Consider the following 16179-nt stretch of genomic DNA (forward strand, 5'->3'; position numbering starts at 1 on the left):
TTGTGGGCACCGGCTTCGAGCTTGCGTGGGGACGATCGCAGGCTCGCCGACGCGTAAAATAGTGAGAGGGCTCAGACTGAACATGGCGAACACTCCCAAGAAGGTCAAAGATCCCACCGAAGTCGCGCTTTCTGCCATCCAGGAAGCCCTCAACATCAGCGAACAGGGCGCGGAGAATCGCAGCCCCCTCGACGAAGGCGCCACGCCGCCGAACCTGCCGCCCTCAGCTCCGGATTTTTCAGCCGCATCGTTCGATCAGCGTTCGAATACCGATCGTGCGGTTTTCGAGCCGATCGAGGAACCGCGCGCCGCGCGCCGTGCCGCCAACGATGATCGCGAAACCATCGGCCAGATGCTGCAGACGCTGCAAGGCGGCCGTGCCCGCAACGCCTTCACGCTGTTCTTCGTCTGCTCCGGCGCGTGGCTGCTCGGCGGCGTGATCCTCACCATCGCGTTCTGGCCGGCCCTGCAGGCTTCGATGGCCCAGGGCACCGGCGTGCTTGTGCTGGCCGGCCTCGCCGCGCTGTTCGCCGTACCTATCCTGCTGTTCTACTATCTCGCCAGCCTCGCCGCGCACGGCCAGCGCATGCAGATGATCGCGCAATCGATGGCGCAGGTCGCAATGCGATTCTCGGAGCCGGAAAACGCCGCCGCCGATTCCATGGTGACGGTTGGCCAGGCGATCCGCCGCGAGGTCGCGGCGATGGGCGACGGCGTCGAGCGCGCGATTGCGCGCGCCGGCGAGCTCGAGACTCTCGTTGCCAACGAGGTTGCGGCGCTGGAACGCGCCTATTCCGACAACGAAGTGCGCATCCGCGCGCTGCTGCAGGACATCGCCCACCAGCGCGACAATCTGGTCGGCCAGGCCGAGCAGGTGCGCAGCGCGATCTCCGGCGTGCAGATCGACCTGCGCCACGACATCGCGCTGATCTCGGACGCGATCGCCTCGCGCGTCGACGAGGTCGCCAAAAGCATCACCGGCGCTCTGGAAGAGCGCGGCCAGCACATCACGACCGCGCTGAGCCATGCCGGCGACAACATGATCCTCGCGCTCGGCGAGCGCGGCGGCGACCTGCTCGACCGCCTCGAGGAAGCCAGCGCCGAGACCACGCGCGCGGTGATGGATGCCTCCGAGCGGCTCACCACCAGCCTTAACTTCAAGACCGGCCACGTCCATGACGAGTTCGTCGATCTGGCCGATCGCGTCCACGAGATGCTGAACGAGCGCATCGACCGCATCACCGGCGAGTTCGAGCAGCGTTCGTCTGCGATCGTCGACGGCATCTCCGACCGCACCGAGGAGGCCCACGACTCCCTGAAGAACTCCGCGGATTCGCTGCTGCTCGAGCTCGAGCTGCGCAGCAACGACCTCGTCAGCAAGATCGACGACGCCGGCAACCGCCTCGCCGGCCAGATCATGAACTCCGGCGACCGGGCGAGCGAGGCGCTTGACGTCACCGTCAATTCGCTGGTCGCCAAGGTGGTGGGCCAGACCGAGACCGCGCACGACTCGCTGTCGCTGCAGATGAGCGCGTTCGACGACCTGGTGAAGAACCACGGCAGCGAGCTGGCCGAGAAATTCGCCCGCGACTCCGGCACGCTCGGCGCGCTGATCACCCGCCATATCTCGGAATTCGACCGTACGGTGAAGACCTTCGGCGGCGACATCGTCGAGCGCATGGGCCAGCGGACCCAGGACATCGCCGACAGCCTCAAGACCTATGTCGACACCTTCGATCATCGCGTGACCACGAATAGCGGCGAGATCACCGCCTCGCTCGACCAGCGCCTGATGCAGTTCGAGACCACGCTCGGCAGCCGCGTCAGCAATCTCGACGCCTCGCTGACCGACAAGCTGTCGTCGTTCGACAGTTCGCTTGCCACCAAGATCGGCTCGTTCGACGGCCGCCTGCAGTCGCTCGATGACGCAATCGACGGCCGTATGAAGTCGCTCGAGGTCACCTTCGAGAGCCGTGCCAAATCGGTCACCGACACCATCGACGGCCATCTCGGCACGCTTGCGACCCAGCTGACCGAAGGCGCCACCCAGGCGATCCAATCGATCGACTCGCGCCTCGGCCTGCTGACCACGACCCTGACCGAGGGCACGGTGCAGGCGATCGCGGCGGTCGACCACCGCATCAACGGCGTCACCCAGACCATCGACGGCCACAGCGTCCGCCTCGTCGATACGATCAACAGTCACAGCACCCTCCTCGCCGACACCATCAATGGTCACAGTGCGAACCTGACCGACAGCATCTCGGCGCGCTTCGCGCACATCCAGCAGGGCATCGAGAGCCATGTCGGCGTGATCGCGAATGACATCGACACCCGCGTCGCGCAGTTCGAAGACCTGCTCGGCTCGCGCGTCGAGGCCGTCGCCGGCCGCATCGAGAGCAGCGGCCGCCAGGCCAGCGAGGACCTGATGTCCCGCGCCGAGATGCTGTCGTCGAGCATCAAGTCGCATGTCGAGGACGCCGAGCGCTCGCTGACCAACCTCGTGGTCAACACCAGCGAGACCATCCAGACCGGCGCGCGCACCGCTCAGCAGGCGCTGCTCACCGTGTCCGCAGACGTCGGCAACCAGCTCAAGCTGAGCTCGGCCGAGGTCGAGAGCGTGCTGACCGCGGTCGGAACCAGCGCCGCCAATTCGATCCTCACCAGTGCCCGCGACGCCCAGGTGTCGCTGGTCTCCTCCTCCGGCGACGTCGCCTCCCAGATCAAGGCGCTATCGGAGGATGTCGAGCGCACCCTGCAGGCGGCCGGCAGCGCCACCGCGGCCTCCGTGCTGTCGGGCGCGCGCGACGCACAGACCACGCTGGTCTCCGCCTCGGCCGAAGCCGCAAGCCAGGTCAAGTCGCTGGCCGCCGACGTCGAGGCATCGCTGTCGATGTCCGGCTCCGCCGCCGCCGAAGCGATCATGACCGGCGCCCGCGAGGCCCAGACCATGCTCATCTCGACGTCGACCGACGTTACGGGACAGGTGAAGTCGCTCGCCAGCGACGTCGAGCGCTCGCTCTCGATGGCCGGTACCGCGACCGCGGAAGCCGTCGTCGCCTCCGCCCGCGAGGCCCAGAGCACGCTTACCGGCGCATCCAGCGAGGCCGCCAATCTGGTCCGCACGCTCGCGGCCGACATGCAGCACTCGCTCTCGACCGCCGGCACCGCGACCGCGGAATCCATCGTCGCCTCCGCCCGCGAAGCCCAGAGCACGCTGGCCGGCGCGTCGACCGACGCCACCAATCTGGTCCGCACGCTGGCCGCCGACATCGAGCGCTCGCTGTCGATGGCCGGCTCCGCCACCGCGGAATCCGTCGTCGCCTCCGCCCGCGAAGCCCAGAGCACGCTGGCCGGCGCATCCACCGAAGCAACCAATCTGGTGCGCTCGCTGGCCGCCGACATGGAGCGCTCGCTGTCGATGGCCGGCTCCGCCACCGCGGAATCGATCACGTCCGGTGCGCGTGAAGCCCAGAGCACGCTGGTCAATGCGTCGACCGAGGCAGCAGACAAGGTGTCGGCGCTTGCCGCCGACATCCAGCGTGCACTGTCGATGGCCGGTTCGGGCACCGTCGAAATGCTGACGGCCGGCGCTCGCGAGGCGCAGAACACCCTCGTCAGCGCGTCGACGGATGCAGCCAACCACGTCAAGTCGCTGGCAGCCGATGTCGAGCGCACCCTGACGTCGGTCGGCACCAACACCGCCCAGGCGATCCTCGGCAGCGCCCGCGAGGCCCAGACTTCGTTCGTGGCGACATCGAGCGAGGCGGCAAGCCAGATCCGCGAGATCTCGGTCGAGATCGAGCGCTCGCTGACCGCGGCCAGCGCGGAAACGGCGCAGGCTGTCCTGGGCAGCGCCCGCGAGGCCCAGAGCTCGTTTGCGGCAACCTCCGCCGATGCCGCCGCGCAGATCCGCACGCTCTCGACCGATATCGAGCGCGCGCTGGGTTCGGTGACGGCCAAGACCACCGACAACATCCAGACTTCGGCGCAGAACGCGCAGGCCGCGCTGATCACCATGTCGAACGAGGTCTCGACCAAGGTGAAGACGACGTCGGCCGACATCGAACGCTCGGTGCTGTCTGCCTCCAGCGCATTCGGCTCGGCGATGACCGGCAAGACCGACGAGATCGTCACCTATGTGCAGCAGCAGACCGAGCGCCTGTCGCAGATGGTCGACGGCCGCCGCGGCTCGCTGGTCGAGGCGCTGACCGCCAAGACCACGCAGCTTTCGGCCGACATGGATCGCGCCACTGCGGACGCGCTGAAGGCGATCGAAACCCGCGGCCTCGCCTTCTCGCAGTCGATGGCGGCGCATGGCGGCGACGTCGCGCGCAACATCACTTCGGCCGGCGATCAGGCAACCGGCGCGGTGGCGAAGTCGCTCAAGGAGCTCGAGCAGGCCTCGCGCGCGGCGATCGATCAGTCGCGCCAGGTCTCGATCTCGGCCGTCACCGAGATGCAGGAGACCAGCAAGATCCTGCGCACCGATACGGTCGCGCTGTTCGAGCGGCTGCGCGAGGGCAACATCCTCTTGCAGGAAGTGTTGACCGGCGCCCACGACAACCTCAACTCGCTTGAGCGTGCGCTGGTGACCCGCGTGGCCGACTTCGTGTCCGCCATGAACGACGTCACCTCGCGCAACGGCGTGGCGACCCAGACGCTGGAAGACCAGCTGACGGTGTTCAACAGCAAGACCGGCAAGGCGCTGGAAGATCTCGGCGCGCTTTCGAGCCAGTTCGAGACCCATGGCAAGGCGCTAATCGACGCGGCTGCCGTGGTCGAGCAGGCCAACCGCTCGACGACGGCCTCCGTCAGCGATCGCAAGGAGGCGCTGGAAGCGCTGGTCACGACCATCGACCTGCGCACCACCGATCTCGACCAGCGGCTGTCGCGCTTCACCGGGCTGCTCGATGAATCGCTCGGCGCTGCCGAGGAACGCGCCCGCGACATCGCGCGCGTGGTGGCGGAGACCGCAGGCGCCGGCTCGGCTGCGATCAGCCGGCAGTTCGAGGCGGTGCGCCAAGCGGCCGAGAACGAACGTCAGCAGACCGTCGACGCCATGAACGACCTCTACCAGCAGAGCAACGCCGAGACCGATGCGATGTTCAAGGAATCGACGGAGAAGTTCTCCGCGATGGTCACGGCGATGAAGCAGATGGCGAGCGAGATGCAGAGCGAGCTCGAAGCCACCCGCAACGAGCTGCGCCGCGGCGTGCTGGAGATGCCGCAGGAGGCCGCCGAAAACACCGCGCAGATGCGCAAGGTGATCGTCGACCAGATCGAGGCGCTGGCCGAGCTGAACCGCATCGTGGCCCATCACGGCCGCGGCCTCGACGTGGTCTCGACCAACCGCGCCAGCGTCCGCCACGAGGAGCCGCTGATGGCTGCCGCCGGCGGCCGTGCCGACGTGCGGATGCGGGACAGCGTGCGGGACAACGGCAACAGCGCTTCGACGCTGCCGCCGCCCGATCTCGGCATGGCGAGCTCGCGCCGCACCGAGGCCCCGTCGGTCAGCCCGGCCGGCCCCAACAACGGCGACGGCTGGTTGTCCGACCTGCTCAACCGCAGCGACGCGCCGCCGCCTGCCCCGCAGGGCCGCGACGCCCAGCAGCGCCCGCGTCCGCAGCAGCAGCCGGCCGCCAATCCGCTGGAGTCGCTGTCGCTCGACATCGGCCGGCTGATGGACCGCACGCTGGCGGCCGAGATGTGGGATCGCTACCAGCGCGGCGAGAACAAGGCGTTTTCCAAGCGCCTCTACACGCCGGCCGGCCAGAAGGCCTTCGATGAGGTGGCCCGCAAGTACCGCGCCGACCGCGGCTTCAAGCAGACGGTCGACCGCTACATCGCGGAGTTCGAGCGCCTGCTCGACGAAGTCGCCCGCGACGGCCGCGGCCAGCAGGAGCTGGCTGGCCACCTGACCTCGGAGACCGGGCTGGTCTACACCCTGCTCGCGCATGCGGCGGGACGGCTGGGGTGAGCTGATTGGCGAATAGCGAATTGCGAATGAAGACGGAGGCCTCATGGCCTCCGTTTTGTTTTGGGCTAACCGATCCGCAGGCTGCCTAGCAGCAATACAGCACCAACCACCGTCATTGCGAGGAGCGCAAGCGACGAAGCAATCCATGCCGCCGAGTATGCGGAGCGATGGATTGCTTCGCTTCGCTCGCAATGACGGCTGCGCTGCGCAGGCGGCGAACCCTACTCGCTACCCGCCACTCACCATTCGCGGATCACGTCACTGCCGCCGCCGCGGTCCGGGCGCGGGAGCGGGCGCGGGCTCGGGTGCGGCGTTGTTGCTGCCGCCGAAGATCACCCGGCTCGGGTTGCGGTCGAAGTTGTTCACGGCGCGGCTGATGTCGGCCAGCGTGCGGCGGCCGTCGTTGATCAGGAGATTGGTCCGCTTGTCGACATTGTCGGCGAGTTCGCGGATCGACTTCACCATCAGGTTCAGCTCGCTGCCATTGCTGCCGCCGGCGATCGCATTGAGGCCCAACATCAGATTGTCGGCCTTGCCCATCACGCCGTCGACCTTGAGCATGACGTTGTCGATCTTCTCGGAATTGCGCGCCAGCGCCTGGGTGAAGACCTCGAGGTTCTTCAGCGAATTCTTCACCGACTGCTGATTGTCGGCGACGATGCGGTTGACGTTCTGCAGCGTGGCGCGGATCGCCTCGGTGACGTCCTGCAGCGCGTTGGGGTCGGCGGTCAGAACAGGAATGCCGTCCTCATCCAGCGGCACCGGCGGGGCGGCCTCCTCGCCGCCCTTCAGCGAGATCGCGGCGACGCCGGTCAGCCCCTGGAATTCGAGACCGACCAGGGTGTCCTTGCGGAGCGGTGCGTTGTTCTCGATCATCGCCAGCGCAACCACGCGCCGCGGGTTGTCGAGCTTGACCGAAACGACCTCCCCTATCCGGATACCATTGAAATTGACATTGCCGCCGTTGCGCAGGCCCGACGCCGGCCCCTCGAAGATCACCCGCAGGGGGCTGCGCTGCTTGGTGGTGTGCAGGCTCTGGAACCACAGCACGAAGCCGAACGCCGCCGCGATCACCGCCAGCGTGAAAGCCCCGATCAAGACGTAGTTCGCCCGCGTTTCCATCAATTACTCGCGTTCATCACTCTTGGGCCCTCGCGCAGCCGCCTGCGCGCGAGCCCGTCGAATTTCCTGTTGGCGCATGATCTCGTCGGAAAACCGGCTCCATTTTTCGGGATCATGGGCTAGGCCACAACGGCTCGGGCGCGCTTGCCGTTGAAATATTGCTGCAGCCATGGATGCTGCGATGCCTTCATGTCGGCGATCGATCCTGCAGCAATGATCTTACCGTTCCCTAAAACGGCGATACGGTCGCACGCGGTGTAAAGGCTGTCGAGGTCGTGGGTTACCATGAAAACGGTCAGCCCCAAAGTGCGCTGCAGGGTGCGCACCAGCTCGTCGAAATCGCCGGCGCCGATTGGATCGAGACCCGAGGTCGGCTCGTCGAGAAACACCAGCTCGGGATCGAGCGCGAGCGCGCGCGCCAGTGCGACGCGCTTGATCATGCCGCCGGACAGTTCCGACGGATAGCGATCGGCGACTTCGGGCTTCAGGCCGACCATCACGAGCTTCGCCACCATGATCTCGTCGAGCAGCCGCTGCGAGACCCGCAGATATTCGCGCGCCGGAAACTGGATGTTCTGGCGCACCGTGAGCGAGGAGAACAGTGCGCCCTGCTGGAACAGGATGCCCCAGCGCCGCTCGACGGCGCGGCGCTGCGACGAGCTCGCGGCATCGAGATCGACGCCGAACACTTCGATGCGGCCGGAGACCTTCGGCACCAGGCCGATGATGGTGCGGGTCAGCACCGACTTGCCGGCGCCGGACGGGCCGACGAAGCCGAGGATCTCGCCGCGCCTGACGTCGAGGTTGAGGCCGTCGAGCACGCGCGTATCGCCGAACTGCACGGTGATGTCGCGGACCCGGATGATGGCGTCGATATTCTCTTCCGCCATGATCACATCCCGATCGAGGCGAAGAAGATCGCGAACACGCCGTCCATCACGATCACGAAGAAGATTCCTTTCACCACCGACGCGGTGGTGTGCTGTCCGAGCGACTCCGCCGAGCCCTGCACCGCGAGCCCCTCGACGCAGGCGACGATGCCGATCACGGCCGCCATCACGGGCGCCTTGACCATGCCGACGATGAAATGGTCGATCGATATGGCATCACGAAGGCGGAGCAGGAAGGCCTCCGGATCGACGCCGCCATAGAGCCAGGCCACCAGGCCGCCGCCATAGAGCGCGGCCATCGCGCCGAGGAAGGCCAGGATCGGCAGCGCCAGCACCAGCGCCAGCATGCGCGGCAGGATCAGGACCTCGATCGGATCGAAGCCCATGGTGCGCAGCGCGTCGATCTCCTCGCGCATCTTCATCGAGCCGAGTTCGGCGGTATAGGCCGAGCCGGAGCGGCCGGCGACCATGATCGCGACCAAGAGCACGCCGATCTCGCGCAGCACCAGCACGCCCAGCATGTCGACGACGAAGATGTCGGCGCCGAACCTGCGGAAGTGGAAGATGCCCTGCTGCGAGATGATGCAGCCGATCAGGAAGGTGATCAGCACCACGATCGGCACCGCACGCAAGCAGACCTGCTCGAGGTGATGCACCGTCGAGGTGAAGCGGAAGCTGCGCGGATGGATCAACACCTTGGCGGCCGCGGCCAGCACCGCGCCGAGCATGTCGACCAGGCCGATGATGGTGCCGCCGATCCCGGCCACGGTGCGCCCGATCTGCTCGAGCATGCCCGATATCAGCAGCGGTTCGCTCGCGGCCTTGGGCGCGGGGCCGACGCGGCGGACCTCGTCGACCAGGCTGGAATAATTGGCGGAGAGGCCCGCGATCTCGGCTTCCGCGCCGGCATTGCTGAGGCTGCGGCGCAGCCGCTCGATCAGCCAGGCGCCGAAGGTATCGAGGCTCGCGACCTGCGACACGTCGATGAAGATGTGGGGGCGGCTGCCGCGCAGCTTCTCGGCGTCGGAGACGATCCGCTCGAGCGCAGGGGCAAAGCGGGCCGTCCAGTTGCCCGCCGCGCACAACGCCAGTCCTTCGCCTTGGGCTATCCGCTCCAGTGTCGGGTCGCCGCTCACCTTTTGCCTACCCCTCAAGCCGGCTGGCCGTTGCATCTCCGGCGGCTTGCCGGATCGGCTTGTCGAATCTGTCACTAACCAGCCATAGTTGGTTGCGCGTCGCAAGCTACGGTTCAGGAAATAGTAGACTTTAAAATGACTTCCACCCCCTCTTGCACCCTTTCCGCGCGTCTCGAGCGCTGGCCGATCGCGGGGACCTTCACGATCAGCCGCGGCGCCAAGACCGAGGCCGTCGTCGTGGTGGCCGAGGTGAGCCAGGGTGGCCTCACCGGCCGCGGCGAATGCGTGCCCTACCCGCGCTATGGCGAAACGCCCGAGGCGACGCTGCAGGCGATCCAGGCGATGCAGGAGCCGCTCGCCGGCGGCATGGACCGGATTGCCCTGCAGGCCCGGATGCCCGCCGGTGCCGCCCGCAACGCGCTGGATTGCGCGCTGGCGGGCCTCGAGGCCAAACGCGCCGGTATTCGCATCTGGAACCTGCTCGGCCGGCCCGCACCGGAGCCCCGCACCACCGCCTACACGATCTCGCTCGGGACATCAGAGGCGATGGCGGAGGCAACGGCCAAGGCGGCGCACCGTGCGCTGCTCAAGATCAAGCTCGGCGGCGATGGCGACGGCGCGCGGATCGCCGCCGTGCGCAGGGCGGCACCTCGCTCCGAACTGATCGTCGACGCCAACGAGGCCTGGACCGACGACAACCTCGCCGCCAACCTCAAAGCCTGCGCCGACGCCGGCGTCACACTGATCGAGCAGCCGCTGCCGGCCGGCCAGGACGAGGCGCTTTCGCGGATGCAGCGCCCGGTTGCGGTCTGCGCCGACGAGAGCGTGCATGACCGCGCCTCCCTCGCAGGCCTGCGCGGCCGCTATGACGCGGTCAACATCAAGCTCGACAAGACCGGCGGGCTGACCGAAGCGCTTGCAATGGCCGATGCCGCCCGCGCGCTCGGCTTCGAGATCATGATCGGCTGCATGGTCGCGACGTCGCTTGCGATGGCGCCGGCGATGCTGATCGCACAAGCCGCCCGCTTCGTCGATCTCGACGGCCCGCTGCTGCTGGCGCGCGACCGCGACAACGGCCTGCGCTACGAGGGCAGCCTGGTCTATCCGCCCGACGCCGCGCTCTGGGGATGAGGGGCTCTCTTGTTTTGACGCGTTTTCTAGCGCGAACCGGTACCCACTTCGCTTGAAAACGCTATGAAGCGCTTCCGCGCCAACCACACCACGAGCCCGCCGGTGGCCGCCATCGCGGCCATCATGTCGTAGACGCCGAGCCCGAAGCGCGCATAGACCATGCCGCTGACGATCGCCGTGGTGCTCGCGACGATGCCGCCGCACGCGGTGAGATAGCCCTGCGCGCGCGCCATCACATGCACCGGCACGTGATGCACCATCAGGCCCATGATGCCGACCTGCGTCAGCCCGAAGCTCAGCCCGTGTCCGAGCTGGACCACGGCAAGCACAGCAAGCGGCGGGTCCTGCGCAGTGATCGCCCAGCGCGCCACGGCGCTCGCCGCGGCGATCATCACCAGCACCGCCGAAGGCAGCGTGAAGCGCGGCGACAATGCAAACAGCACGATCTCGGCAATGACGCCGAGCACCCAGAGGCCCGCGATGGTCAGGCCGCTGAAGCCGGCCTGCTGCCAGGCAATCGATGCGAAGATGTAGTAGGCGCCGTGGCTGCCCTGGATCAGCGCCGAGGACACGATGATGGCGAGGAAGGTCGGATTGCGCAGCAGCTTTGGCGCGCCGGCGGCGTGCGTGACGGCGGCCGTCGGACGGCCGAGCGGCCGCAGTGTCAGCCCGACCAGCGCGCCGAGCACGGTCACGGCGGTGATGATCCAGATCAGATCGACCTCCGCGACATAGCGGAGCAGGAAGCCGCTGACGAGCGCGCAGACCGCGAAGGCGGCCGAGCCCCACAGCCGCAGCGGTCCGTAGCTGAGGCCGAATTGCCTGACGCCGCGCAGCGCATAGGCGTCGGTCAGCGGCACCATTGGCGTCCAGACGCAGCAGGTCAGCGCATAGACCGCGAGCAGCACGAACGGCTGGTGCTGGGTGCCGATCATCGCGAAGCCGAGCGCGGTCGCAAAGCCCGTGGCGATGATCGCGCCGCGCAGCATCTGGCGCCGTTCCGCGGCCGCCGTGACCAGCGGCAGCACGGTGAAGCGCGTCACCGGCGGCACCGCGGTGATGATGCCGATCCAGGTCGCATCGATGCCGATCGCCTTCATCCACACCGTGAAAAACGGCAGATGAACCCCGGTCATTCCGAACAGCGTGGCATAGAATGCCGCAAGGCTGACAGCGAATCGCCGCGACGCAACCTTTGCCGCAATGGGGATTTGTGATCCGGAAGACATCAATTCAATTGCGATTCGCGCGATATCGTGGTGATCGTTAGCGTAACGCGCAGTGATTTGCGCGAAGAGATTGTGATGGCCGAAGAAGCATTCGCCCTGTCGCCGATATCCGCCCGCGCGGCCCTGCCGAGCGAGGAGGACTATGCCGCGATCAGCGCGGCCTTCATGGAGACCTCGCGGGGCCGCTGGTTCCTCGGAGAATACGCCAAGCGCAACCGCAACGCCGATACAAGAATGGTGCTCGATGCCGTGGCGCGGATCGAGGAAAGCCTCAGCGCGCAGCGGCAGGCTGCCGCGGACGCGATCAGGGACGAGCAGCTGGCGCAGGCGCTGGCCGCCTTGCGCGGCGCGATCGAGGCCACCCAGGCGTCGGCCATCGCGTCGCTCGACGGCGTCAGCTTCGAGCAAAGCCTTGCGCCGGTACGCAAGGGCGTGCGGGTGATCCGGGAGATCTCCTGGCGGCTGCGCGAGATCGGCAATGACGGCCGGATCTGCGACATCATCGATTCGCAGGTCGCCGCAATCGAGGCCGGTGCGGCAGACGTCTCGATGGACGACGCCAAGGCCGTGCTGGATGCCGCCTTCGCGGCGCTGGCCCGCCGGCTCGGCGAGTTCGATCCGGACAAGGCGCCGCCCGCGGCCGAACCCGATGTGGCCGAGGCACCGGTTGCGGAACCGCAGCCAGCGGTGCCCGTGCCACCGCCGGCGGCTGACAGCGCGGCGGCCGAAAGCGCTGTCCCCGACGTGCCCGTCGCCGCTGCCGCGCCAGCACCGCCCCAGGAGGCGGTCGCGCCGCCGAACGCCGAAGCCGCGCCGGCTGCTGCAACGCAGAGCCCGGAGGCCGCTACGGCCGCCATGCCACAGCCGAGCGAAGCGTGGCTCAAGGCTGAGGCAGCACTGGCCGAAGCCGAGGCCGCCGAACTCGCCCGCGTCACCGATGGGGCGGCCGCCGACGCAGAAGATGAAGCGGTGCTCGACCTGATCGCGATGGAGATGGGTGCGCCCGATCCGGTCGACGAAGAGGCGATCGCCGAGGAAATGCGCGCCGCCGAGGAGATGCGCATCGCGGAGGCGATGGCGGCCGAGCCCGAAATGGCGGCACCGCCGGTTCAGCCCGAACCTGCACCGGCGCCCGAGCCGAAGCTCGAGGTCAAGGTCGAGCCGGTGGCGGCGGCGCCGGTTGCCGAAGCTCCGGCACCTGTGCCGCCACCTCCCCCGCCCGCCGTTGAGACTGCGCCTGCTCACACAGCAGAGATATCGCTCGGCTCGACGATCCTCGCCAGCGGCCTGCTGAAGAAGCCGAGCGCCGCAGCCAACGACCCGCTCGCGCCGATCCGCCGCATGAGCCAGGCCGAGAAGATGGCGTTCTTCTCATAAGCGCGGCCCTACTCCCACTGACGGTGTTGCAGGATTTTTCCGACAAGGTCTCAGCGCGCGGTCCCAACAAGGTCGCGATGGTCTATTACAGCCAGCTCGGCGGCCATCATGGTGGTTTCAGGCACTGATCGCGCGCAGCAAGACGGGGGCAGAGCGAGCACCGCTCTGCCCCCGTCTCGTTCTCAAAAAAGCTGACGTCAGGCGACGAGCTTCGCGAACAGGTCGGCGTCGACATTGCCGCCCGAGAGCACGATGACGACGTTCTTGCCCTTGGCGTCGATCCGCCCCGCCAGCAGCGCAGCGAGCCCGATCGCGCCGCCGGGCTCGACCACGAGCTTCAGCTCGCGATAGGCAAAGGCGACGGCGGCGCCGACCTCGTCGTCGGAAGCACTGACGCCATTGGCGAGCAGCTTGCTGTTGATCGCGAAGGTGAGCTCGCCGGGCATCATCGCCATCAGCGCATCGCAGATGGTGCGCGCCGCGACCGGATGCGCCTCGCGATGTCCGACCTTGAGCGACAGCGCGTGATCGTCGTATCCCGCGGGCTCGGCGACGATCACCTGGGCCTGCGGATATTTTGCTTTCACCGCGGTGGCGACACCGGCAATCAATCCGCCGCCCGAAGCCGGCGCCACGACGATATCAGGCGTCAGCCCGAGCGCCGCCATGTCCTCGGCGATCTCGCGGCCCGCGGTGCCCTGGCCCGCGATCACCAACGGATCGTCATAGGGAGGCACCAGGGTCGCGCCACGCTTGCTGGCGATGCCGCTGGCGATCGCCGCACGGTCGTCGCGATCGCGGTCGTAGAGCACGACTTCGGCGCCATACGATTTGGTCCGCTCGCGCTTGGTGAGCGGCGAGTCCGCAGGCATCACGATGGTTGCCTGCATGTTGAGGATCCTGGCCGCCGCTGCGACACCCTGGGCGTGGTTGCCCGAGGAGAACGCGACCACGCCGCCGCTCCGCTGGTTCTGCGGGATCGAGGCGAGCTTGTTGAAGGCGCCGCGGAACTTGAACGATCCGGTCCGCTGCAGCATCTCGGGCTTGAGGAAAACCCGGCTGCCGACGCGTTCGTTGAGAACGGGAAAGGTCAGGAGCGGCGTGCGCACCGCGAACGGCGCGACCACCCTTGCGGCGGCATCGATGTCCGCGGCAGCGACGGGTGGATTTAGAACGGTGTCCGTCATCCGCGATTTGTATCGCGCCGGAATGCGGCCCGGCAAGACGCTTTAGCGTGAGTTCGTCTAGCGCGAGGTCGGCTGACTGGCCGGCAGCGCCGCGAAATGGTGCTCCTCGGCACCGAATTCGAACGCCTCCCCCTCGCCGTCGGGCGGTGCCGGACGGACGTTCATGCAGCGGTCGATGAACACCCGGGCCGACGCCTGCCAGGTGTGGAGCGCAGCGAAATCGACACAGGCCTGGCGCGGGATGCTGAGCGCCTCCAGGCAGGCATGGTGCAAATCCTCGTCAAGGATGCCGACCGGCGCGGCGCCGATCACGTCACGGGGCCCGGTGACCGGAAAAGCGGCAACCGGCAGGCCGCTGGCCAACGCTTCGAGCAGCACCAAACCGAACGTATCGGTGCGACTCGGGAAAACGAACACATCGGCCGCGGCGTAAATCTCAGCCAATTCTTCCCCATGGCGGGCGCCGAGGAAGACGGCTTCCGGATATTTCCGCTCCAGCGCCGCCCGCGCCGGGCCGTCGCCGACCACGACCTTGGTGCCGGGCAGATCGAGGTCGAGGAATGCCTCGAGGTTCTTCTCCACCGCGACCCGGCCGACGCTGAGATAGACCGGCTGCGGCAGGCAGAGATCGACGTCGCGCGGATGGAACAGCGCGGTATCGACGCCGCGCGACCACAGCACCACGTTGCGGAAGCCGCGCTGGCGCAGTTCGGCCGCCAGTGCCGGGGTGGCGGCCATGACCGCCCGGCTCGGCTTGTGGAACCAGCGCAGCGCACGCCATACCCAGGCTTCCGGGACAGGCGTCCGCGCCGACACGTATTCCGGAAAGCGGGTGTGGAAACTCGTCGTGAACGGCAGGCCATGCGTGCGGCAATAGCGGCGGACCGACAGCCCGATCGGGCCTTCGGTCGCGATATGGATGCTGTCGGGCTTCGCCGCCTCGATCAGGCTGGCAACCTTGGCCCGGTACGGCAAGGCCAGCCGGAGATCGCGGTAGCTCGGCATCGCGAAGGTGCGGAACTCGTCCGGCGTCAGGAAGCTCACCTCGACGCCGAGCGATTTCGCCGCCTGTGCCATCATGGTCAGCGTGCGGACAACCCCGTTGACCTGGGGATGCCACGCATCGGTCGCGACCAGGATATGCGTCATGCAGCGCGTGCCGTTACTCGCGGAACTGGCGCAATCCGGCGCACCGGATCGGTCCAGGTGATGATCTCGAAGCGGCCGTCTTCGTGCTCGGCGAGCGCCGTGCAGCTCTCCACCCAGTCGCCGCAATTCATGTAGCGGATGCCGTGCTCGTCATGAATCGTCGCGTAGTGGATGTGGCCGCAGATCACGCCGTCGCAGCCGTGACGCCGCGCCTCGCCGGCCAGCGTAGCCTCGAACGCGCCGATATAGTTCACCGCCTTCTTGACCTTGAGCTTGGCCCATTGCGACAGCGACCAGTACGGCACGCCGAACATCTTGCGGAAGAAGTTGACGAAGCGATTCATCTGGATCGCGAAGTCGTAGGCCTTGTCGCCGAGATGGGCGAGCCAGCGCGCGTTCTGCACGACGAGATCGAAGATATCGCCGTGGATGATGAGATAGCGCTTGCCGTCGGCGCCGGTGTGGATGGTGTTCTCCACCACGTCGATGCCGCCGAAATGCGTGCCGTAATATTTGCGCAGGAACTCGTCGTGGTTGCCCGGGACGTAGATCACCTTGGCGCCCTTGCGCGCCTTGCGCAGCATCTTCTGCACGAAATCGTTGTGAGTCTGCGGCCAGTACCAGTTCGACTTCAGCGCCCAGCCGTCGACGATATCACCAACCAGGTAGATCGTGTCGGCATCGTGAGAGCGGAGGAAGTCCAGCAGGCGGTCGGCTTGCGAACCGCGGGCTCCGAGATGGACATCGGAGATAAACAAAGTGCGAAAGCGCCGCTCGGGGCTCTCTTCACTCAAGGAGTCACTTCCCATGCCTGTGCACCTAACAGATTCCTGTGACAAGGCGATGACGATCCCCGCGACCTGAGGCTCCACAAAGAGTTAACGAGAATCAGCAGCGCGCCCCTGTCCTGCGGATAACAGCCGCATGCGACAATCTGGCGACATCGGCGCACGCGGCTGTGCGCAACAGGCGTGGTGT

10 protein-coding genes are annotated in these 16179 nt (G+C 67.2%); 3 read left to right on the forward strand and 7 right to left on the reverse strand.

Annotated elements, in window-relative coordinates; genetic code table 11:
* Positions 1-82 precede the first annotated feature (82 nt).
* Positions 83-5980: an apolipoprotein A-IV repeat region-like domain-containing protein gene (locus ACVILL_RS40110; protein WP_456734056.1), complete on the forward strand. Its 5898-nt coding sequence runs from the start codon at positions 83-85 to the stop codon at positions 5978-5980.
* 258 nt (positions 5981-6238) lie between these two features.
* Here the strand turns inward: ACVILL_RS40110 and ACVILL_RS40115 are convergent, their stop codons facing one another.
* The 3 genes from ACVILL_RS40115 to ACVILL_RS40125 all read right to left on the reverse strand — a co-directional run bounded on the left by ACVILL_RS40115 (position 6239) and on the right by ACVILL_RS40125 (position 9128).
* The gene (locus ACVILL_RS40115) at positions 6239-7102 is read right to left on the reverse strand and encodes an MlaD family protein (RefSeq protein ID WP_456734057.1); all 864 of its coding nucleotides are present in this window, start codon (positions 7100-7102) and stop codon (positions 6239-6241) included.
* A gap of 119 nt (positions 7103-7221) precedes the next feature.
* Complete coding sequence (locus tag ACVILL_RS40120) at positions 7222-7992, reverse strand: ABC transporter ATP-binding protein (RefSeq protein ID WP_456734058.1); 771 nt, start codon at positions 7990-7992, stop codon at positions 7222-7224.
* Positions 7993-7994: 2 nt separating this feature from the next.
* A complete protein-coding gene (locus ACVILL_RS40125; protein WP_456734059.1) occupies positions 7995-9128 on the reverse strand; it encodes an MlaE family lipid ABC transporter permease subunit in 1134 nt (377 codons plus the stop codon).
* 135 nt (positions 9129-9263) lie between these two features.
* On the opposite strand from ACVILL_RS40125, the gene dgcA reads away from it, so the two are divergent.
* Positions 9264-10259, forward strand: a complete 996-nt coding sequence (gene dgcA / locus ACVILL_RS40130) for an N-acetyl-D-Glu racemase DgcA (RefSeq protein ID WP_456734060.1) — start codon at positions 9264-9266, stop codon at positions 10257-10259.
* 26 nt (positions 10260-10285) lie between these two features.
* Here dgcA and ACVILL_RS40135 read toward each other — a convergent pair whose 3' ends face one another.
* A complete protein-coding gene (locus ACVILL_RS40135; RefSeq protein ID WP_456734061.1) occupies positions 10286-11488 on the reverse strand; it encodes an MFS transporter in 1203 nt (400 codons plus the stop codon).
* 75 nt (positions 11489-11563) lie between these two features.
* Between ACVILL_RS40135 and ACVILL_RS40140 the strand changes: the two genes are divergently transcribed.
* Complete coding sequence (locus tag ACVILL_RS40140; protein WP_456734062.1) at positions 11564-12865, forward strand: hypothetical protein; 1302 nt, start codon at positions 11564-11566, stop codon at positions 12863-12865.
* A gap of 197 nt (positions 12866-13062) precedes the next feature.
* Here the strand turns inward: ACVILL_RS40140 and ACVILL_RS40145 are convergent, their stop codons facing one another.
* From ACVILL_RS40145 to ACVILL_RS40155, 3 genes are read right to left on the reverse strand one after another with little or no spacing between them, the layout of a single operon-like run.
* A complete protein-coding gene (locus tag ACVILL_RS40145; protein ID WP_456734063.1) occupies positions 13063-14052 on the reverse strand; it encodes a threonine/serine dehydratase in 990 nt (329 codons plus the stop codon).
* A 57-nt stretch (positions 14053-14109) separates the two neighbouring features.
* On the reverse strand, positions 14110-15201 hold the full coding sequence (locus ACVILL_RS40150) for a glycosyltransferase family 4 protein (protein ID WP_456734064.1): 1092 nt from the start codon (positions 15199-15201) through the stop codon (positions 14110-14112).
* Positions 15198-16010: a UDP-2,3-diacylglucosamine diphosphatase gene (locus ACVILL_RS40155; RefSeq protein ID WP_456734065.1), complete on the reverse strand. Its 813-nt coding sequence runs from the start codon at positions 16008-16010 to the stop codon at positions 15198-15200. The genes ACVILL_RS40150 and ACVILL_RS40155 overlap by 4 nt, the downstream gene beginning before the upstream one ends.
* Between the last annotated feature and the right edge of the window lie 169 nt (positions 16011-16179).

It is taken from the genome of Bradyrhizobium sp. USDA 3364 (genome assembly GCF_054056355.1).